This is a genomic window from Acidisoma sp. (assembly GCF_035492295.1).
Classification (GTDB): domain Bacteria; phylum Pseudomonadota; class Alphaproteobacteria; order Acetobacterales; family Acetobacteraceae; genus Acidisoma.
In genome coordinates, this window is sequence record NZ_DATJJK010000140.1 from 18,146 (window position 1) to 37,546 (window position 19,401).

The 19,401-nt window shown below is 65.0% G+C and carries 18 protein-coding genes and 1 pseudogene; 12 read left to right on the forward strand and 7 right to left on the reverse strand.

Annotated elements, in window-relative coordinates:
* The first annotated feature begins 18 nt into the window (after positions 1-18).
* Both VL752_RS09885 and VL752_RS09890 read left to right on the forward strand, forming a co-directional pair.
* Positions 19-1,743 carry a diguanylate cyclase gene (locus VL752_RS09885; protein ID WP_325354645.1) on the forward strand — a complete coding sequence of 575 codons (1,725 nt, stop codon included), beginning with the start codon at positions 19-21 and terminating at the stop codon, positions 1,741-1,743.
* A 95-nt stretch (positions 1,744-1,838) separates the two neighbouring features.
* The gene (locus VL752_RS09890; protein ID WP_325354647.1) at positions 1,839-3,221 is read left to right on the forward strand and encodes a chloride channel protein; all 1,383 of its coding nucleotides are present in this window, start codon (positions 1,839-1,841) and stop codon (positions 3,219-3,221) included.
* 27 nt (positions 3,222-3,248) lie between these two features.
* Here VL752_RS09890 and VL752_RS09895 read toward each other — a convergent pair whose 3' ends face one another.
* The 4 genes from VL752_RS09895 to VL752_RS09910 form a co-directional block, all read right to left on the reverse strand.
* On the reverse strand, positions 3,249-4,715 hold the full coding sequence (locus VL752_RS09895; protein WP_325354649.1) for a mannose-1-phosphate guanylyltransferase/mannose-6-phosphate isomerase: 1,467 nt from the start codon (positions 4,713-4,715) through the stop codon (positions 3,249-3,251).
* Between the two features lie 91 nt (positions 4,716-4,806).
* Positions 4,807-6,219, reverse strand: coding sequence for an MFS transporter (locus VL752_RS09900; RefSeq protein WP_325354651.1), 1,413 nt, complete (start codon positions 6,217-6,219; stop codon positions 4,807-4,809).
* A gap of 9 nt (positions 6,220-6,228) precedes the next feature.
* Positions 6,229-7,392: an MFS transporter gene (locus tag VL752_RS09905; RefSeq protein WP_325354653.1), complete on the reverse strand. Its 1,164-nt coding sequence runs from the start codon at positions 7,390-7,392 to the stop codon at positions 6,229-6,231.
* A gap of 85 nt (positions 7,393-7,477) precedes the next feature.
* Positions 7,478-8,488 (reverse strand): RluA family pseudouridine synthase, encoded by a 1,011-nt coding sequence (locus VL752_RS09910; protein ID WP_325354676.1) that lies wholly within the window; start codon positions 8,486-8,488, stop codon positions 7,478-7,480.
* Between the two features lie 84 nt (positions 8,489-8,572).
* Between VL752_RS09910 and VL752_RS09915 the strand changes: the two genes are divergently transcribed.
* The 3 genes from VL752_RS09915 to denD all read left to right on the forward strand — a co-directional run bounded on the left by VL752_RS09915 (position 8,573) and on the right by denD (position 11,263).
* Positions 8,573-8,905, forward strand: a complete 333-nt coding sequence (locus VL752_RS09915; protein ID WP_325354655.1) for a hypothetical protein — start codon at positions 8,573-8,575, stop codon at positions 8,903-8,905.
* Positions 8,906-8,912: 7 nt separating this feature from the next.
* On the forward strand, positions 8,913-10,202 hold the full coding sequence (locus VL752_RS09920) for a DUF445 domain-containing protein (protein ID WP_325354657.1): 1,290 nt from the start codon (positions 8,913-8,915) through the stop codon (positions 10,200-10,202).
* 65 nt (positions 10,203-10,267) lie between these two features.
* A complete protein-coding gene (denD, locus tag VL752_RS09925) occupies positions 10,268-11,263 on the forward strand; it encodes a D-erythronate dehydrogenase (protein ID WP_325354658.1) in 996 nt (331 codons plus the stop codon).
* 61 nt (positions 11,264-11,324) lie between these two features.
* Here denD and VL752_RS09930 read toward each other — a convergent pair whose 3' ends face one another.
* Both VL752_RS09930 and speB read right to left on the reverse strand, forming a co-directional pair.
* Positions 11,325-11,654 carry a hypothetical protein gene (locus VL752_RS09930; protein ID WP_325354660.1) on the reverse strand — a complete coding sequence of 110 codons (330 nt, stop codon included), beginning with the start codon at positions 11,652-11,654 and terminating at the stop codon, positions 11,325-11,327.
* Between the two features lie 110 nt (positions 11,655-11,764).
* Entirely contained in the window at positions 11,765-12,826 is a 1,062-nt protein-coding gene (gene speB, locus VL752_RS09935) for an agmatinase (protein WP_325354662.1), read from the reverse strand.
* A gap of 169 nt (positions 12,827-12,995) precedes the next feature.
* Here speB and VL752_RS09940 point away from each other — a divergent pair, with 169 nt between their 5' ends.
* Genes VL752_RS09940 through VL752_RS09970 form a run of 7 tightly spaced genes read left to right on the forward strand, consistent with a single transcriptional unit; the run spans position 12,996 to position 19,100 of the window.
* Entirely contained in the window at positions 12,996-13,481 is a 486-nt protein-coding gene (locus VL752_RS09940) for an SUF system Fe-S cluster assembly regulator (protein ID WP_325354678.1), read from the forward strand.
* 4 nt (positions 13,482-13,485) lie between these two features.
* Entirely contained in the window at positions 13,486-14,970 is a 1,485-nt protein-coding gene (gene sufB, locus VL752_RS09945; RefSeq protein ID WP_325354664.1) for a Fe-S cluster assembly protein SufB, read from the forward strand.
* Positions 14,971-14,987: 17 nt separating this feature from the next.
* Complete coding sequence (gene sufC, locus VL752_RS09950; protein ID WP_325354666.1) at positions 14,988-15,746, forward strand: Fe-S cluster assembly ATPase SufC; 759 nt, start codon at positions 14,988-14,990, stop codon at positions 15,744-15,746.
* Positions 15,746-17,041, forward strand: coding sequence for a Fe-S cluster assembly protein SufD (gene sufD, locus VL752_RS09955; protein ID WP_325354668.1), 1,296 nt, complete (start codon positions 15,746-15,748; stop codon positions 17,039-17,041). The genes sufC and sufD overlap by 1 nt, the downstream gene beginning before the upstream one ends.
* Positions 17,038-18,282, forward strand: coding sequence for an aminotransferase class V-fold PLP-dependent enzyme (locus VL752_RS09960; RefSeq protein WP_325354670.1), 1,245 nt, complete (start codon positions 17,038-17,040; stop codon positions 18,280-18,282). Before sufD ends, VL752_RS09960 begins: the two co-directional genes overlap by 4 nt.
* A gap of 17 nt (positions 18,283-18,299) precedes the next feature.
* Positions 18,300-18,701: an SUF system Fe-S cluster assembly protein gene (locus tag VL752_RS09965; protein WP_325354680.1), complete on the forward strand. Its 402-nt coding sequence runs from the start codon at positions 18,300-18,302 to the stop codon at positions 18,699-18,701.
* A gap of 15 nt (positions 18,702-18,716) precedes the next feature.
* Positions 18,717-19,100, forward strand: coding sequence for a HesB/IscA family protein (locus tag VL752_RS09970; protein WP_325354672.1), 384 nt, complete (start codon positions 18,717-18,719; stop codon positions 19,098-19,100).
* A gap of 58 nt (positions 19,101-19,158) precedes the next feature.
* Here VL752_RS09970 and VL752_RS09975 read toward each other — a convergent pair.
* Positions 19,159-19,401, reverse strand: a pseudogene (locus VL752_RS09975) (VOC family protein); the annotation flags it as partial.

Sequence of the window (19,401 nt, forward strand, 5' to 3'; positions counted from 1 at the left end):
GGCGCCCGATAGGCTGGCATGAACGAGGTTCCCGAGGCCATCAATCGAGACCGGGGCGGGATCAGAATCCTGCCCTTCACGACGATGGGGCCCGCTTTGCAGCGGGCATGGGATTTATCGTGCCAGGGGCAAATCGAGCCCGCGACCGCGCTCGCCCAGCGCGTCCACGACGAGGCCGTTGCTCGGAACGACGAAGTGCAGCGGGCCCTCGCCGCCTGTCATCTGGGTTGGTACTGCTTCATGCAGGCCTACTACGAAGAGGGCATCCTGCATGTCCTGTCAGCCCGCGATTTCTACGAGGCGATCGGCGACCGGCCGCGCGAGGCCTGGGCTCGCGGCACCCATGCCTGGCTGCTGATCGAGATCGGTGCACCGAACGAGGCGCTGGATGAGGCGATGCTTGCCCTGGAACGGGCCGAGCAATCCGGAGAAGACCGCGTCCTGTGCTTCGCCCTCAATGTCGTGGGTGTCGTCTATTGGATGCTGGGGCAGCTCGACCGCGCCTTGCAATTCGCCGAGAACGCCGTCGGCATGGCGCGCCGGATCGGCGACTTGGTTGACCTCGGGCGCTGGCTGATCAATCTCGCCGATATCGAGGCGGCGTTCTGGAAGCAACAGCGAGAGACGCTGGCTCAGATCGACGATGCGCGGCTCGACCGTGCCATCGTCCTAGCCCATGAGGCGCTGACCCTCACTGGCCGAACGCGGGACAGTTGGACCGGCCGGATCGTGCTCTGCTCGCTCGCCGATTTCCATCTGCTGCGCGGCGATCGGGAAGAGGCCGCGCGGCTGCTGGCCGATTGGGACAGCCAGCAGGGCGGCATGGGCCCTCGGTCCCGCCTTTATTACCTCCTCGCCCTGGGCCGCCTGCAATGTGCGAATGGCGAGCGCCTGGCAGCGGTGCGGACCTTGTCCGAATGCGCGATACTCGCGGAGGAAAGCCGTGATCTCGAAATCGGCGTTCCTTGCTGTCAGCTCCTCTCGGACACACTGGCCGAACTCGGCGACTTTGAGCCGGCCCTCCGCTGGCATCGGGATTTCCATGCGCGCTACACACGGCGCAACACGGAATCCTCCCTCGCGCGCTCGCGGGTCGCGGCTATCCAGTATGAAACCCGGCAATTGCAGGCGCGGGTGGAAGCTGAACGCACACGAGCCGACGGGCTCGAGGAGATGAACCGCGCCTTGGCCCAGGAAGCGGCCGTGCTGATGAGCGCCAGCATGGAGGACGTTCTGACGGGGCTGCCCAACCGCCGGGGGCTCGAGCGTGCGCTTCTTGCGATCTCCATGGACGGCAGCGAGAACTACAGCCTGGCCATGATCGACATCGATCATTTCAAACAGATCAACGACCGTTTTTCTCACGCGCTGGGGGATGGTGTGTTGCGCGAGGTGGCGCGCGCGCTTCGCGTTGCAACCAGCAGCGAGGATCGCTTGTTCCGCTACGGCGGCGAGGAGTTCGTCCTGCTCATCGACGGCGGGGACGAGGTCCAGGCCGCCAAGACCTGCCTGCGCATCTGCCGCGCGGTGCGGAACTGGGGCTGGGCGAGCACCCAGGCAGGGCTCGGCGTCACGGTCAGCATCGGCCTCGCCCGCTCGCAGGAGGCCACGACGCCTGCCGAGGTCATGACGATCGCGGATAGCCGGCTCTACGAGGCCAAGAATTCCGGGCGCGACGGGATGGTGTTCGGCCGAAAGCCCCATATGCTCCGATCCTTGACGGTCTCTCCCTGCCTCCATTAACCAGCGTGGACAGGACTTCGGGTCGGGGCTGAGCGCTCCATAGCTGCCGGGTTGAAGCCGCTTTCTTTCACCCGCCAGCGCTTCCGGAACCATTCATGAGACTTGATCGGCGCTCCCTGCGCTTCTGGCGCCAATTGCCTTTGACCTCTCCTCGGCTGTGGACGCGGCGACTGGCCTTCTGGGCGGGAGCGGGCCTCGTTGCGCTGGTCGCCATTGCCTTCGCCCGGCTTGCGGATGGGGCGCAAGACCTTTTCAATTTCGCCACGGCCGGGCGGTCTTGGCTGGTGCTGATCATCGCGCCCTGCGGTTTCGCGCTCTCCGTCTATCTGACGCGAACGGTCTTCCCCGGCGCCCAGGGTAGCGGCATTCCCCAGGTGATGGCGGCGCTGCAGATGACGGATTCGCGGATGATCGAGCGCGTGCTCTCGCTGCGCGTCGGTCTTGGCAAGATCCTTCTCACCCTGCTCGGCCTCGCCTCCGGCGCCTCGATCGGGCGCGAGGGACCGACGGTGCAGGTCGGCGCCTCCATCATGCAAGCGCTCGGCCGCGCGCTCCGGTTGCCGAGGGTGGAGACGCAGCGCGGCCTGGTGCTCGCCGGCGGTGCCGCCGGCGTTGCGGCCGCCTTCAACACGCCGCTCGCCGGCGTGGTGTTCGCCATTGAGGAACTGAGCCACAGCTTCGAATCACGCACCAGCGGCATGGTGCTGACCGCTGTCATTCTCGGCGGCATCGCAACACTCGCGCTGACCGGCAACTACACCTATTTCGGCGTCACCTCGGTCGGGCTGCCGCTCGGCAGCGGCTGGATCGCGGTCATCCTCTGCGGTCTCATCGGCGGCCTGCTGGGCGGCGTCTTCAGCTCGCTGCTTCTGGCCTTGCCGCGCAACCTTCCGGGACGGGTCGGCGGCTGGGTGAAGACCCATCCGATCCAGTTCGCCGGACTTTGCGGCCTCGGCATCGCTATCCTCGGCATCGCGTCACATGGCGCGACCTATGGCACAGGCTATGCCCAGGCGCGGGCGCTGGTGGAGGGAGATTCCCGCCTGCCGGTTACCTTCTTCATTCTCAAGTTTTTGGCCACGGTCTTTTCCTATCTGAGCGGCATCCCTGGCGGCATCTTCGCGCCCTCGCTCTCGGTCGGCGCCTCGCTCGGCAGCTGGCTCGCGCAGTTCTTCCCGCACAGCCCAGCGCGCGCGATCGTGCTGCTCGGCATGGTCGGGTATTTCGCGGGGGTGGTGCAGGCACCGATCACGGCCTTCGTCATCGTGCTCGAAATGACGGCCAATCAGCAGATGACGATCCCGATCATGGCGACCGCCTGGCTCGGCTACGCGGCCTCACGCCTGGTCTGCCGCCGCCCGCTCTACGGCAGTCTCGCGCGGCGTTTCCTCAAGGATACGGTGGCCGCCGCCCGGGCTATCGCCCCACAGTCAGCGGTGACGGCGACGGTTTCGGTCACCAAACCGCAGGAGCATTGAGCCCCTGCGGTTGAACGAAGTCGCCGCTTAGCTGCGTCCGTAGGTGTCCTGGAAGCGGACGATGTCGTCCTCGCCGAGATAGGCGCCGGACTGCACCTCGATCAGCGTCAGCGGAATGCGGCCCGGATTGTACAAGCGGTGCTTGCAGCCGAGAGGCAGATAGATGCTCTCGTTCTCGCGCACCAGAACCTCGTCCTCGTCGCGTGTGACGATGGCCGTGCCCTCGACCACGACCCAATGCTCGGCGCGGTGGAAATGGCTCTGCAGCGAGAGTTTCTCGCCCGGCTTCACCACGATGCGCTTGACCTGGAAGCGGTCGCCCAGGATCAGCACCTCGTAATGGCCCCAGGGGCGGTAGCTGAGATTGTGGCTCACCGCCTCGGGTCGGGACTCCTTCTTCAGCCGCTCGACGATCTTCTTCACGTCCTGGGCGCGGTCCTTATGCGCTGCCAGAACGGCATCCTCGGTCACCACGAGCACGACATCCTCGAGGCCGAGCACGGTCGCCAGCATCCCGTCGCTGCGGACGTAGCAGTTGCGGGCACCCTCAAGCACGGCATCGCCGATCGCGACGTTGCCGGCCGCGTCCTTCTCGCCGAGGTCCCAGAGCGCGCTCCAGCTACCGACATCGGACCAGGCGAAATCGACCGGCACCACGGCGGCGCGGGTGCTGTGCTCGGCCACCGCGTAGTCGATGCTGATGTTCGGGCAGGCGGCGAATTCCTCGCGGCCGAGGCGGATGAAGTCCAGATCCGTGGTGCGGGCTTCCACAGCCTTACGGGCGGTCGCCAGCACATGCGGCGCGTGAGCCTGCAGCTCTTCGAGCAGCGTGCTGACGGTGAAGACGTAAATGCCGGAATTCCACAGTGCGCGGCCGGTTGCGATCAACTGCTCGGCGAGTGCCCCATCCGGCTTTTCGATGAAGCGGGTGAGGGTGTGGGCCTCTGGCGTCTCGGCGAGGGGCGTGCCCATCTCGATATAGCCGAAACCGGTCTCGGGCCGGGTCGGGCGCATGCCAAGCGTCACCACCTTGCCGGTACGGGCGACGGAGGCGGCCGTCAGCAGGGCCTGGCGCAGGGCCTCGGAATCGGGAATCGCGGCATCGGCGGCCATCATGCAAATGACGGCCTGAGGATCGTCCTGAGCCAATACGAGGGCGGCCGCGGCGATGGCGGGGGCGCTGTTGCGGCCAACCGGCTCAAGCAGAATGCGCGCGCCGGAAATGCCGGATTCCCGCAGTTGCTCCGCCACCATGAAGCGGTGCGCCTCGTTGCAAACCACAAGCGGCGGGGAGAAGGGGCCGCCGAAGGTGCGGAGGGCGGTATCGGCGATCAGGGAATTCTCGGAAACAAGCGGCCAGAATTGTTTTGGAAAGCTTTCGCGCGAGACCGGCCAGAGACGGGTACCCGAGCCGCCGGAAAGGATGACCGGAACGATCGGCGTCATCGAGGCATTGCTTCGTCTGGAGAGTTCGGAGGCGAGATCGAGGGACATGGCTGAGCTCCTGAGCACGGATCGCATATGATCCCCGCACTATGCTCATGCCAGGAGGGGATATCAAACGACACGTTTGAGGGATCGCACCTTAAGTCGAAGGAATGCCCCGGCGCGGGCGGTGGCCGCTGACATTGGCCCCTGCCCCTGGTGCCAGGGGCAGGAAGTCGATCACGCCGAGGAGGCAGATCATGAAGATGCCGATGAAGGCGAAGCGGAACGCCCCCACCATATCCGGACCTCCGAGCAGGACATGGCCCAGCCGCAACAGGATCGCACCCACCGCGACACCGAGGCCGAAGCTTACCTGCTGGGCGAGGTTGAAGAGCGTATTGGCGGAGTTCATGCCCTCCTTCGGGATATCGGCGAAAGCCAGGGTGTTCATCGCCGTGAACTCGGTCGACCGGGTCATGCCGCTGAGCAGCAACAGGGGCAGCAAGACCCAGGCGGGCGTAGCGGCTGAGATCAGCGCCATGCCGAGAAAGGTGAAGGCGAGGATCACGCCGTTCACGATGAGCACGCGGCGGAAGCCGAAGTGCCGCATCAGCGGCGTCGTGACGGGCTTGATGCCGAGATTGCCGGCAAAGAGCACCAGAAGCATCGAGCCGGCCGCGACCGGGCTGCGGCCGAAGCCGAGTTGGAGCATGAGCGGCAGGAGGAAGGGTACGGCATTGATCGCGAGACGGACGAGCGACCCACCCCGCACCGTCGTCGTAAAGCTCAGGGTCGCGAGGGCGCCGAAGGAGATCAGCGGCCGGGGATGCCGCCTTGCATGGGCGACCGTCGCCCAGGCGCCGATGAGACCCGCCGCCATCAGGCTGCAGCTCCAGAGGAGACTGCCCGCGGAACTGCCGAGCAAGCTTGCCCCATAGACAAAGGCGATGGCCGAGCCGCCGCTGAGCAGGGCGCCGGTGCGGTCGAGCGGCTTGGCCTCGCGGCCATTGTCCTGAATGAGGACGAGGGTCGCGAGAAAGCCGATGAGGCCGATCGGCAGGTTGAGGAAGAAGATCCACCGCCATGACGCGTAGGTCGTGAGGAAGCCGCCGACGACCGGCCCCAGGATCGGCGCCACCAGCGCCGGCCAGGTGATGAGCGCCGTCGCTCGCATCAGTTCGGATTTCGGGGTAACGCGCAGCACGACGAGCCGGCCGACCGGCACCATCATGGCGCCGCCGATGCCCTGGAGGATGCGTGCCGCAAAGAAGGTCCAGAGACTGTTCGACAGGCCGCAGAGCGCCGAAGCAATCGTGAAAAGGGCGATGGCAAGGCCGAAGATGGTGCGCGAGCCGAAGCGTTCGGCGGCCCAGCCGCTCAGCGGAATGCCCGCCGCCAGCATGACCACATAGGCAGTGATGCCGATGTTGAGATCGACCGGATGGACGTGGAAGGTCCGCGCCATATGCGGCAGGGCGGTGGTGATGACGGTGGTGTCCAGAAGCTCCATGAAGCCGCTGCCGGCGACGAGGAGCGCGACGAGGATCGGCGAAGGTGAGCGACGAGACATGGACGCGCTTCAGGCTTGAGGAACGGGCACCGCGCGGCGCCACTCCAGCAGGAAAAAAAGGAGTGCGAGGAGCGGCGGCAGGGTGCCGAGCAAGGCAACCAGCGGCCAGCCGGCGAAGGCATAGACCAGGGGCGCCAGGGCTGATCCTACGGAGGCGGCCAGAAAGGCACCGGCGATGAAGATCGCATTAATCCGGCTGCGGTTCTCGGGCGCCAGGTCGAAGAGGACCTTCTGTGCGAAGGCGAGATGCGCCTGGACGCCGGCATCGAGCAGGATCGTTGCGATCACGAAGAGGCCCAGGCCCGTCCAGCCGCGTGCGAGGCCGGCCGGCCAGCTGAGGGCCAAACCCGCCGCGACCATGGCCATGCAGCCGATCGTGCCGATGCGCACCAGCCCCCGGTCGGCCAGACGCCCGGCAATGGGTGCGGAGAGCGCGCCCGCCGCGCCGACCAGGGAGAAGATCGCGATGCCGTCCTGCCGCAGGCCGAAATGGCGCGTGAGTTCGAGCGGGATCGTTGTCCAGAAGACGGAAAAAGCGAAGAAAAGGCCCATGTGATAGGCCATGCGCCGTTGCAGCAGGCGGGTGTGGCGGAGCAGCGGCCAGAGCGAGCCAATCACTGCGCCGTAATGTTTGCGGGTATGGGGCCGCCGGTCTGGCAACTGGCGCCAGAGCACCGCCGCCATGCCGAGGATGGTGACGGTCGCGACCAGGAAGACGGCGCGCCAGCCAGCGACGCTCGCGATCAGGCTTGCCACCGGGCGGCCGAGCAGGATGCCCGTCAGGAGCCCGCTGACCACCGTGCCCACTTGCCGGCCCCGCTTTGCCGGATCGGCCAGGTGGGCCGCCATGGGGACCACCATCTGCGTGGTGACCGACGTGATCCCAATGACAAGACAGGCGATGAGGAAGGCTGAGGGCGCGTGCGCGGCTGCGGTGAAGAGAAGCGCGACTGCGCTGAGGCAGAGCGTCGTCACCATGAGCCGCCGGTTTTCGACAAAATCACCAAGCGGCACGAGCAGGAGAAGGCCCAAAGCATAGCCGAGCTGCGTCAGTGTCACGACGAGGCCGTAAGCCCCTGGATGCAACCCAACAGAGGGGCCGATGAGTCCGATCATGGGCTGGGCGAGGTAGAGATTGGCGACGCTGATGCCGGCTGTGACGGCGAGCAGCATTGTCATCCCCGCCGACATGCCGGTGGACTGCTCAGACTCTCTCTTGTGCGACATGGCGGCAGCTAGGGCCGGGGCGCCCGGGCTGTCAACCGGCGGGGGCCTCCGCATCGGCGTCGAGCGCCGCGAGCAGGGTTTGGAAGTCTGCTGGCGGTTCGGTATGGAAGGAGAGCGCCTCCCCGGTCCGTGGATGGGCGAAAGCGAGGCTCGCCGCATGCAGTGCCTGGCGCGGAAAATCCAGAAGCCCGCCACGTACTGTCGGCGGCAGGTTCTTCGATACCGCGGGGACGCGACGCAAATAGACCGGATCGCCCACGATCGGATGCGCATTGTGGGCGAGATGGACGCGGATCTGATGGGTGCGGCCGGTCTCCAGCTTCAAGTCCAGCAGGGAGACGGCGAGGCGCCAGACCTTCGTGGTGCGATAATGGGTAAGGGCGTGGCGGCCGCCGAAGCTCCGCACCGCCATACGCTTGCGGTCCCGCGGGTCACGGCCGATGGCGCCCTCTATATCGCCCGCCGCCGGACTCATCACCCCCCAGCAGAGCGCGAGGTAATGGCGATCGAGATCACGATTGGCAAAGACCTCCGACAGCCGCGCATGGGCAAGTTCCGTCTTGGCCGCCACCATGACGCCGGACGTCTCCTTGTCCAGGCGATGGACGATGCCGGGGCGGCGCTCACCGCCGATGCCGGTCAGGCTTTCGCCGCAATGAGCGAGCAGCGCGTTGACCAACGTGCCTTCGTAATTGCCCGGCGCGGGATGGACCACCAGTCCGGCCGGCTTGTCGATGACGATGAGATCGGCGTCCTCATAGAGAACCGTGAGCGGTATGGCTTCGGCCTGGGGGATGGCCGGTGTGGCGTCGGGAATCGTCAGGCTGTAACTCTGGCCCGGCTGCACCGCCTCGGACGGATCGCGGACCGTCGCCGTTCCGCGTCTTGCCATCCCGTCCAGGATCAGGTTCTTGATCCTGGAGCGGGAGATGGCGCCGAAGCGCTGGGCCAGGAAGCGGTCCAGTCGCTCCCCGCCGTCTTCGGGGGCCGCGATGATGTCATCGGGCAGAAAGGGGCCATCCTCTTCGAGGTCGGCATCCATATCGGGGGTGGGGGCGGGGCTCTTGGTCATCCGCGAGACATACCCAGAATTGTGAGACCCATCATAGGGCTTGGGAGCGCGTAGATGAAAAGCACACGACCGCTGCTGATTGCGGTCATCGTGATGGGCGTGCTGGTCATCGCGGCCACGAGCGTCGTCATCGTCAAGCTGGTCCAGGATATCGCGGGCGGAGGGCGGCATGCACCGAGTATGGCAAGCACGATCGTGCCGGGCGCACCCGAGAAGATCACGCTGACGACCCGGATGCTGAACCAACCCGAAAGTTCGCATATCGTCTCCATCGCGACCGCCGGAGACCGGTTGGCAGTGCTGATCAATGGCGGCGGGCCCGACCGCATTCTCTTCGTCGAACCTGCGACGGGAGCAGTCACCGGCCAGCTCATGCTGGGAAAGTAGCCGCTTGATGGATGCCTCTCCGGGACCGATGGCCGAGGCGGCTGACCGGGCCGACCGCCGTTCGCTCCGCCACCACCGGATGCTCGCCACCGGCCTGCTGCTCCTCATGGTGGCGCTTTGCCTCGGGAGCTTCGCCCTGCCGCACGGGGTCTGGCGCGACCTGCTGGAATCGGCCGCCAAGGCGGGCGTTGTCGGTGGCCTTGCCGACTGGTTCGCGGTGACGGCACTGTTCCGCCATCCTCTGGGCATTCCGATCCCGCATACCGCCATCATCCCGGCGCAGAAGGAGCGGCTGGGCCGCGCCCTTGGCCGTTTCATCGGCACGCATGTGATCACCGAGGCAGAGGTCGGCCGCGTCTTGGCGCGGGCGGACTTGCCCGGCCTCATCCATCGCTTCCTCTCGGATCCGACGACCGTCCGCCCGGCTGCGGAGACCTTGGCGGCAAGCCTGCCCAAGATCCTTCTGTCCATGGAGGATGGCCGGGCCCGGCGACTGATGGAACGGCTGCTGCCCCGCCTCGTGGGCGGCCCGGCGGCGGGGCAGGTCGTGGCACGCGCGCTCTACGGTCTCGTGGAAGGCGGGCGGCACCAGGAGGTCTTCACCTTCGTCCTCGGGCAGTTGCGCAGCATGTTGACGGCCAAGGAGGAAGATCTGCGCGGCGGCATTCGGGAACGGGTGCGCGAACAGGGCGGGCAAATTCTGGGTTGGGCCATTGGCGGCAGTGTCGCTCGGCGGGTCATCACGGCGGTGAATGCTGAACTCGACACGATCGGCCCCGATGGTTCGACCATGCGCCTCGCCTTCGACGAATGGGTGCGGCAGGAGATCGCGCTGATCGAGACCGACCCGGAGCGCGCGGCCGAGATCGGTGCTGCCATCCGCCGTGTCGTCGCCCATGAGAGCGTGCAGAACTGGCTGGGGGACGTCTGGATGCGACTGCGCCGGGCGGTGGAGCAGGATGCCGCACGACCGAACGGCCATACCGTCGCCATCATGGAGGCGAGTTTGCGCAAATTCGGAGAGGCGGTGGAGCAGGACCCTGCCATTCGTGTGGGGCTCGAGCGGGGCGTGGCTGGCATCGTCGCGGCCTTGCTGCCGCTGGCGCAGGAACGGGCGGCGGATTTCGTAGCCGAGGTCGTGGCCGGCTGGGATGCGAAGACGGTGACTGAGCGGCTGGAACTGCGCGTCGGCAGCGACCTGCAATATATCCGCATCAACGGCACGCTCGTGGGCTTCCTGGCCGGTGGCCTCCTCTACCTTCTGCTCCGCGCGATTTTCGGGGCTGGTGCGCTTTGACAGCTGTGCCCTCGGCAGGTCTGATGACCGCACAATAAGACGATCGAACAGGAGGAGTGACTGCGATGCATGTGATGATTCTGGGTGGTGCCGGCATGGTCGGCCGCAAGCTCGCGGAGCGGATCGCGCGGGACGGCAGCCTTGCCGGCAAGGCCGTCGACCATCTCTCCCTGATCGACGTTGTCACGCCCATGACGCCGCATGGATTTCTTGGCGCGACTGATTGCACGGCGGCCGATCTCTCCGAGGCCGGGGTTGCGGCTGAGGTTCTGAAATCCCGCCCCGATGTCATTTTCCATCTCGCCGCTGTGGTTTCGGGCGAGGCGGAGGCCGATCTGGAGAAAGGCTACCGGGTCAATCTGGACGGGATGCGCTTCCTGCTCGATGCCATCCGTGGCGCGCAGGCGCAGGGCGCCTGGAAACCGCGCCTGGTCTTCGCCTCCTCCATCGCGGTCTTCGGCGGCGACATGCCCGATGTCATTGGGGACGACTATTTCTCTACTCCGCAAACGAGCTACGGCGCGCAGAAGGCAATGTGCGAACTGCTGCTGGCGGACCATGCGCGGCGCGGCTTCATCGAGGGGATCGGGCTCCGCCTGCCAACCGTTGTGGTGCGCCCGGGCAAGCCTAATCTCGCCGCCTCCGGCTTCTTTTCCAACATCATCCGCGAGCCGCTGGTGGGCCTGCCGGCCGTGCTGCCAGTGAGCGACCGCGTGCGGCATTGGATGGCGAGCCCGCGCGCGACGGTCGGCTTTTTCACCCATGCCGCAGGGCTCGATACCGCACGCCTGCGCGGGCGCAACAGCCTGACCATGCCCGGCCTCTCCATCACGGTCGCCGAACAGATTGCGGCGCTGGAAAAGATCGCGGGGCCGAAGGCCGTAGCGCTGATCAAGCGGGAGCCCGATGAGCGGATTATCCGTATCGTCGATACCTGGGCGAGGGGTTTCGATACCAGCCGCGCCGCTTCTCTCGGCTTCCTCGCCGAGACGAAGTTCGAGGACATTATCCAAGTCCATATCGAGGACGAGTTGGGCGGCGAAATTCCGGTCCTCGGCTGATTTTAAAAGCAAAAGGGCCGCTCACGCGGCCCTTTTGCAAATCCGATGCTTCTTGAAGAAATCAGCGGCCCTGACGGCGGGCCCGCATCACGGCATCCATCTGCGCCATAATAGCGCCGAAGGGCCCGGCCATCCCCGCTCCGCCATTCTTGCGCATGCGCCAGAGCTGAAAGCGCAGCGCGGCATAGCCGATCAGCGCCGCCCCGATCATCACCGGGACGAGAACTAGGGCCAAAGACAGGGCGAGGCCCGCAACGACGACCGAGCCGGCGATCACCGCCGCGATGGTGAGGTTGCGGGCAAGCCTGCCGCCGCGCGGCGGGGGCGGCGGTGGCCAGCCGGCAAAGCGCTGTTCGCGCGGCTTCTCGACGAAGCTGCCGTCGGGGCGCATATCGATGTCTATCGGTGGACGTTCGACCATGCGGGAGAGAGTGGGCTTCGGGCGCTTACCGTTCAACTAGTTTGATCGTGACGGCTTTGTAATGTGGCTAACGCCGTCGCTCAGATCGAGGGCCTCTCCCGCAATGCCACCAGAGAGAGCATTTCGAAGAGCACCTGGGCCGCGATCTGTGCCGTATTGCTGGTCGCGTCATATTGCGGGGCAACCTCCACCACGTCGCCCCCCACGATATCGAGGCCTTTGAGGCCACGCAGCAGGGCCAGAACCTCGCGTGGCAGAAGGCCACCGACCTCGGGCGTGCCGGTGCCCGGCGCAAAGCCCGGGTCAATCGAGTCGATGTCGAAGGAGACGTAGAAGGGTCCGTCCCCGACCAGATTGCGGGCAACGTCGATGTAGCGGCGAATGCCGTGCTCCTCGACCTCCTCGGCGTGGACGACCGTCATGCCGCTGTCGGTCGAGAACTCATACAGATATTCAGCGGTGCCACGGATGCCGATCTGCAGCGTGCGGCGCGGGTCGATACAGCCGTCCAGCGCCGCCTGGCGGAAGGGCCCGCCGTGGTGGAAGCGACTGCCCTCATAGGCGCCGGCGGTATCGGAATGGGCGTCGATATGGATGAGGCCGACGGGGCGAGATTCGCCCACGGCCTTGAGGATCGCCTGGCTGATGGAATGATCGCCGCCGACCGAAAGCGGGATGACGCCGGCGGCGACAACGGTCTTGTAAGCGGCCTCGATATCCTCGTGGCAGCTTTCCAGGCTGTAGCGGGAGCGGAGCGGCACGTCTCCAACATCGGCAACCCGCAGCACGCCTTGGGGCGCAACCCGGAGCACATGTTCGTAAGGGCCGATCCTTTCGATGGCGCGCACGGCGCGCGGCCCGAGGCGGCAGCCGGCGCGGTTCGTCACGCCCAAATCCATTGGAACGCCGATGAGCGCGGCATCGAGATCCGCGAGGCCGTCCGGCGTGCCGAAGGCGTTTTGGCGATAGGGCGCATCGAGGAAGGTCGCGGGGTCAGAATAGGGCAGGCGCCGCCGACCGTCCGGGCTGATGGTCTTCTCGGCGATTTCCTTGAAATGGGGATCGAAGACCTGCCCGCCGCTCAGGCCTGCATATTTGTCCTGAATGCGCTTCAGGTTTGCTTCGAAAGTATCATCCGCCATGGCACCGATCCTCCACCCAGCCTCGTTTGCTGGGTAGAGGCTTCCAAGGCGCCATTCAACTGGGGCGCCGTTCAACCGACCGCCTCAAGGACGTGGCCCTGGGCTTCGGGCAGGGCTGCCTTTCAAAACAGGACTGGCACGGTCCTGAATAGGGATGTACAAAACCCCCATGCTCAAGCTGTCGAAATTGACGGATTACGCGGTCGTGGTTCTGGTTCGTCTTTCGGAAGAAGGCGGGCTGCAGACCTCGGGTGGCATTGCGGCCGCGACCGGCATTCCGGAGCCGACGGTCGCCAAGGTGCTTAAGATCATGACCAGCGCCGGCCTCGTCTGCTCGCAGCGCGGCGCGCGGGGCGGCTATCGTCTGGCCCGGCCGCTTACCCAGATTCCGGTGGCCGACGTCATCACCGCGATCGACGGTCCGATTGCGCTGACGGCCTGTGTGGAGCATTCCCCGAACGTCTGCGAGTCGTCTGGTCTCTGCCCCGTCAAGGGGCGATGGGACACGGTAAATACCGCGATTCTGGACGCGCTTTCCGCGATCAGTCTCGCTGATATGCACCCTGTGAGCTTCTTCCAGCCACAGGATCATCTGGCCGCGAAGGGTCCTTCGGGGCCGGGCCAATCCATTTCAACCACTGCCTTTGTCGAGTGAGGCCATGCCAGCAGTCGCAGAGACCCTAGAAACCGTCCGCTCCGTCACCGGCTCCACGTACAAGTGGGGTTTTGAGACCGAGCTTGAGATGGACCTTGCGCCGAAGGGGCTCACCGAGGACACGATTCGTCTGATCTCCGCCCGCAAGGAGGAGCCGGAATGGCTGCTCGCATGGCGGCTTAAGGCTTTCGCCGCCTGGAAACTGATGACCGAGCCGCACTGGGCCAAGCCGGAATTCCCGGCCATCGATTATCAGGACATCCACTACTACGCCGCCCCCAAGAAGAAGGGCGGTCCGAAGAGCCTGGACGAGGTGGATCCGGAGCTGCTTCGCACCTATGAGAAGCTCGGCATTCCGCTGAAGGAGCAGGCCATTCTCGCTGGCGTCGAGCCGGGCGACGAGGAGAGGCTGCCGATGGCGGTGGATGCGGTCTTCGACAGTGTTTCGGTCGCGACCACCTTCCGCTCGACTCTTGCCAAGGTGGGTGTGATTTTCTGCTCGATCAGTGACGCGGTGCGCGAGCATCCGGAATTGGTGCGCGAATATCTCGGCAGTGTGGTGCCGGCAGGGGATAATTTCTTCGCCGCCCTTAATTCCGCAGTGTTCACAGATGGCAGCTTCGTCTTCGTGCCGAAGGGTGTGAAATGCCCGATGGAGCTTTCGACCTACTTTCGCATCAATGCGAAGAACACGGGGCAGTTTGAGCGCACCCTGATCATCGCCGAGGAAGGTGCCTCCGTCAGCTACCTCGAAGGCTGCACCGCGCCGATGCGCGACGAGAACCAGCTGCATGCGGCGGTCGTCGAACTGGTGGCGATGGATGACGCAAAGATCAAATATTCCACCGTCCAGAACTGGTATCCGGGCGATTCGGAAGGCCGTGGCGGCATCTACAACTTCGTGACCAAGCGCGGCGCCTGCCGCGGTGCACGCAGCCACATCAGCTGGACGCAGGTGGAAACCGGATCGGCGATCACCTGGAAATATCCATCCTGTATCCTGATCGGCGATGGCAGCGTGGGTGAGTTCTATTCGGTCGCGGTCACAAACAATCATCAGCAGGCCGATACGGGCACGAAGATGATTCACATCGGCCGCAATACGAACAGCACCATCATCGCCAAGACGATCAGCGCTGGTCATTCGGACAGTACCTATCGCGGCCTCGTGCGGATGATGCCGAAGGCACAGAATGCGCGGAACTTCACGCAATGCGACAGCCTGCTGATCGGCGATCAGTGCGGCGCCCATACCGTGCCCTATATCGAAAGCCGCAACCCCTCGGCCAAGATCGAGCATGAGGCGACGACCTCCAAGATCGCCGAGGATCAGCTTTTCTACTGCCGCAGCCGCGGTCTGTCGGAAGAGGATGCGGTGGGATTGATCGTGAACGGCTTCTGCAAGGACGTGTTGAAGGAGCTGCCGATGGAATTTGCGGTTGAAGCTCAGAAATTGTTGGCTGTGAGCCTCGAAGGCTCGGTGGGTTAAGAAAGGCTCTCGTTATCATGCTCGAAATCAAAGGTCTCACCGCCAGCATCGACGGCAAGGAAATCCTCCGTGGGATCGACCTCACCATTCCCCCCGGCGAAGTGCATGCTGTGATGGGCCCGAACGGCGCCGGCAAATCGACGCTGTCCTATGTGCTTTCAGGCCGTGAAGGCTATGAGGTGACGGGTGGCACCGCGACCTTCTTCGGCCAGGACATTCTCGCCATGGAGCCGGAAGAGCGTGCCGTCGCGGGCATTTTTCTTGCCTTTCAATATCCGGTGGAGCTGCCGGGTGTCGGCAACGCGAATTTCCTGCGGACCGCGCTGAACGCGCTGCGCCGTGCGCGCGGCGAGGGTGAACTCGACGCCGTGCAGTTCCTCAAGCAGGCGCGTGCGGCGGTGAAGAAGCTCGCCATGACGGAAGACATGCTGAAGCGCAACGTCAATGTCGGCTTCTCGGGTGGCGAGAAGAAGCGCAACGAAATTTTGCAGATGGCGTTGCTGCAGCCGAAGCTGGCGCTTCTCGACGAGACCGACAGCGGCCTTGACATCGATGCGCTGCGCGTCGTGGCGGATGGCGTGAACGCCCAGCGTGGCCCGGATTTCTCGGCTCTTGTGATCACCCATTATCAGCGCCTCCTCGATTACATCGTGCCCGATCATGTCCATGTGCTGGCGGCCGGACGCATTATCCGTTCCGGCGGCCCGGAGCTCGCCCGCGAGCTGGAATCCGAGGGCTATGCCGGCATCATCGGCGAGGCGGCGGAGGCGGCATAATGCAGGCCGTGAAAGAACAGCAGACGGGCGAGGCCCTGACGGGCTTCCTGGCCCGGTATGAGGGTTTGCGGACACAGCTTCCGGGGGGTGCCGACGCCCGCGAAGCCGCTGCCGCCGTGTTGCGGGAACGCGGCCTGCCGACGCCGAAGGAAGAGGCTTGGCACTTCACCAACCTCAAATCCTTTGCCGGCCTCGGTTTCTCCGAGCCGGTGACGGATTTGGCTGCCGGGGCCGAGCTTCTGGCCCTGTTGCCCAAGGTTGAGGGGCCGCGCCTTGTCCTGGTGGACGGGCACTTCCGCCCCGATCTTTCGGTGCTGCCGGAGAGCATGTCCGTCCAGTCATTCGCCGAAACACACACGTTTGGCGCCTTGCCGCGCCCGGGCCGGGACCGTGTGGTGGCGCTCAACACCATGCTCGCCGAAGACGGTGTGGTGATCGAAGTGCCAGACGGTGTGGATGCAGGCTTTGTGATGCTGGCGCAACTCACCAGCGGCACGCATCGTCGCGTGGCAAGCCATCCGCGCCATCGCATCCGCCTTGGCGCAGGGGCGAAGCTGGTGATCCTCGAAGTGTCAGCCGGGCTCGGCGAATATCTCAACAATCCGGTACTTGAGATCGAAGTGGCCGAGGGTGCGCACCTCACCCACGGCCGCCTGCAGAAGGATTCGGATAAGGCGTTTCATCTCGCCACTGTCTATGCGGATACGGCAGCCGGCGGCGTCTATGACTGCTTTTCCCTCGCCCTTGGCGCACGGCTCGGGCGGACGGAAATCCATGCGCGCCTCGGCGGGGAGCAGGCGGCGGTGCATCTGAACGCCGCCCAGATCATGGGTGGCACCCAGGTGAGTGATTTCACGACGGCCATTCTGCACGACGCGCCGAATTGCCCATCCCGCCAGACGGTGAAATCGGTTTTGACCGGTAAGGCCCGCGCCGTGTTCCAGGGCCGTATCGAGGTCGCACGGGTGGCCCAGAAGACCGACGGCTACCAGATGAATCAGGCCCTGCTGCTCTCGCCGGATGCCGAGATCAACAGCAAACCAGAGCTTGAAATCTATGCCGACGACGTGAAGTGCAGCCATGGCGCGACGGTCGGTGCGCTCGACCCCGAACAGCTCTTCTATCTCCGCAGCCGTGGCGTGCCGGCGGATGCCGCGCGCATGATCCTGGTGCGCGCCTTCCTGACCGACGCCTTCGAGGCGGTGGCGCATGAGGGCCTGCGGCAGGTCTTCGAAGATGCGGTGGAGCAGTGGTGGATGACGACCGGCAAGAACGCGGAGGCCCCTGCGGCATGAATGCAATTCCGGGGCGCGCAGCTTTCGATGTGAGCCGGGTGCGGGCGGATTTCCCGATCCTGAACCAGACGGTGCGGGGCAAGAAGCTTGTCTTCCTCGATAGCGGCGCTTCGGCGCAGAAGCCCCGGGTCGTGATCGACGCCATGCGTGACGCGATGGAAATGCAGTATGCGAATGTCCATCGTGGTGCTCATTGGATGAGCGAGCGCACGACGGAAGCGTTTGAGGCGGCGCGGGATTCGGCCGCGCGTCTCATGAATGCATCCTCGCGGGACCAGATTGTCTTCACCCGCAACAGTACGGAAGCGATGAACCTGGTTGCCCATAGCTATGGGCGCGGGGTGATGAAGCCGGGCCAAGCGGTGGTGATTTCTGAGATGGAGCACCATTCGAACATCGTCCCGTGGCAGCTGCTGCGGGATTCCCACGGCATCGAGTTGCGCGTCGCCCGCGTGACCGATGCCGGCGAGTTGGACATGGAGCAGCTCGAGCGCCTGCTGGCGGACGGAAAGGTGGGACTTGTCTCCATCACCCATATGTCGAACGTGCTCGGCACCTACACGCCGGCCGAGCGGATCATTCAGATCGCCCATGCCCATGGCGCCAAGGTCCTGCTGGACGGTAGCCAGGCCATCGTGCATCGGCGCGTGGACGTGGCAGCGCTGGACGTCGATTTCTATGCCTGGACCGGCCACAAGCTTTACGGGCCGACAGGCATCGGCGTATTGTATGGAAAGGCCGAGTTACTGGAGGCGATGCCGCCCTTCATGGGGGGCGGGGACATGATCTCCTCCGTCACCTTCGAGCGCTCGACCTGGGCACGGGTGCCGCACAAATTTGAGGCCGGCACACCCGCGATCCTGGAAGGGATCGGGCTCGATGCCGCCATCCACTATGTGGAAGGCATCGGCTATGAGGCGATCGCCGCCCATGAGCAGGTTTTGACCGAGCATGCGCTGGCGAAGCTCGCAACGATCGATGGGCTGCATATCCTTGGCCGCGCGCAGGACAGGGGTGGCGTGATTTCCTTCACATTGGACGGCGCCCATGCGCATGATGTAGCGACGCTGCTCGACCAGTCGGGCATCGCCGTTCGGGCGGGGCATCATTGCGCCGAACCCTTGATGCATCGCTTCGGCGTGGATAGCACGGCACGTGCAACCTTCGGCGTCTACACGACGGCGGGGGAGATTGATTTCCTGGCCGAGACGCTCGGCCGCATCAAGGCGTTTTTCGCCTGATGCGGGAACAGGAGGAGATGATGGTGGACCAGTCACCCAAGTTCGACGGCGCGGAGGATCAGGCCGTGCATCACGCCTGGACACCCGATGGCGAGGTGGCGCCGCCGGCCCCCCTGCATATCAGCGAGGATGCGATCGTCGAGGCGATTTCCACGGTCTATGACCCGGAAATCCCGGTGAACATCTATGAGCTTGGGCTGATCTACGCCGTCGACATCTCTGACGATGGCAAGATCAAGGTCGAGATGACCCTGACCGCTCCCGGCTGCCCATCGGCCCAGGAATTGCCGGTAATGGTGCGAGAAGCGATCATGGCGGTGCCGGGCGTGACGGAATGCGATGTCGAGACCGTGTGGGATCCGCCCTGGGATATGAGCCGGATGAGTGACGAGGCGCGCCTCGCCATGAATATGTTCTGAGTGAAGGAGCCTGAAATGAGCCAGACGACTGAGACCGGTTCTGCCTCTCCGAAGCCTGCGCGCCGGGCCCTGCCGCCGCTGATGCGCCTGTCGGATGCCGCGGCTGCCCGCCTCGCGGCCCTCTATGCCAGCGGTCAGCAGGGCAAATTGCTGAAGATCTCCGTGGGCACCAAGGGCTGTTCGGGCCTCTCCTATGACATGGATTTCGTCGATGCTGCAGGGCCGGGGGATGAGGTCGTCACCGATAACGGCCAGACCGTTCTGGTCGACCGCAAGGCAAGCCTGTTCCTGATCGGGACGGAGATGGACTACAAGGTCGAGAAGTTGTCCGCCGGTTTCACCTTCACCAATCCGAACGAAAAGGGCCGCTGCGGCTGCGGCGAGAGTTTTTACGTCTGATCCGCGCGCCGCTGCGGCCTTGCTTGAAACGCCGCTCCGGTCCCCGGGGCGGCGTTTTTCATGGCGCCGGCTGGATGAGATCCCAGCGATTGCCACAGCAATCGAGGAAGACGGCAACCGACCCATAGGCCTCGTTCCGTGGGCCTTCCTCGAAGACTACGCCGCGGGCGAGTAAGGTCGCGTGATCGCGCGCCAGATTATCCGTGTGCATGACGAAGATCACGCGGCTGCCGGCCTGACGGCCGACGAGGTCAATCTGCGCCGGTGCACTGGGAAGCGCCAGGCGAAGTGCCGTGCCGCC

Coding starts and splice junctions, on each gene's coding strand:
- VL752_RS09885 (WP_325354645.1), top strand. CDS start 19: ATGAACGAGGTTCCCGAGGCCATCAATCGAGACCGGGGCGGGATCAGA.
- VL752_RS09890 (WP_325354647.1), top strand. CDS start 1,839: ATGAGACTTGATCGGCGCTCCCTGCGCTTCTGGCGCCAATTGCCTTTG.
- VL752_RS09895 (WP_325354649.1), bottom strand. CDS start 4,715: ATGTCCCTCGATCTCGCCTCCGAACTCTCCAGACGAAGCAATGCCTCG.
- VL752_RS09900 (WP_325354651.1), bottom strand. CDS start 6,219: ATGTCTCGTCGCTCACCTTCGCCGATCCTCGTCGCGCTCCTCGTCGCC.
- VL752_RS09905 (WP_325354653.1), bottom strand. CDS start 7,392: ATGCTGCTCGCCGTCACAGCCGGCATCAGCGTCGCCAATCTCTACCTC.
- VL752_RS09910 (WP_325354676.1), bottom strand. CDS start 8,488: ATGGATGCCGACCTCGAAGAGGATGGCCCCTTTCTGCCCGATGACATC.
- VL752_RS09915 (WP_325354655.1), top strand. CDS start 8,573: ATGAAAAGCACACGACCGCTGCTGATTGCGGTCATCGTGATGGGCGTG.
- VL752_RS09920 (WP_325354657.1), top strand. CDS start 8,913: ATGGATGCCTCTCCGGGACCGATGGCCGAGGCGGCTGACCGGGCCGAC.
- denD (WP_325354658.1), top strand. CDS start 10,268: ATGCATGTGATGATTCTGGGTGGTGCCGGCATGGTCGGCCGCAAGCTC.
- VL752_RS09930 (WP_325354660.1), bottom strand. CDS start 11,654: ATGCGCCCCGACGGCAGCTTCGTCGAGAAGCCGCGCGAACAGCGCTTT.
- speB (WP_325354662.1), bottom strand. CDS start 12,826: ATGGCGGATGATACTTTCGAAGCAAACCTGAAGCGCATTCAGGACAAA.
- VL752_RS09940 (WP_325354678.1), top strand. CDS start 12,996: ATGCTCAAGCTGTCGAAATTGACGGATTACGCGGTCGTGGTTCTGGTT.
- sufB (WP_325354664.1), top strand. CDS start 13,486: ATGCCAGCAGTCGCAGAGACCCTAGAAACCGTCCGCTCCGTCACCGGC.
- sufC (WP_325354666.1), top strand. CDS start 14,988: ATGCTCGAAATCAAAGGTCTCACCGCCAGCATCGACGGCAAGGAAATC.
- sufD (WP_325354668.1), top strand. CDS start 15,746: ATGCAGGCCGTGAAAGAACAGCAGACGGGCGAGGCCCTGACGGGCTTC.
- VL752_RS09960 (WP_325354670.1), top strand. CDS start 17,038: ATGAATGCAATTCCGGGGCGCGCAGCTTTCGATGTGAGCCGGGTGCGG.
- VL752_RS09965 (WP_325354680.1), top strand. CDS start 18,300: ATGATGGTGGACCAGTCACCCAAGTTCGACGGCGCGGAGGATCAGGCC.
- VL752_RS09970 (WP_325354672.1), top strand. CDS start 18,717: ATGAGCCAGACGACTGAGACCGGTTCTGCCTCTCCGAAGCCTGCGCGC.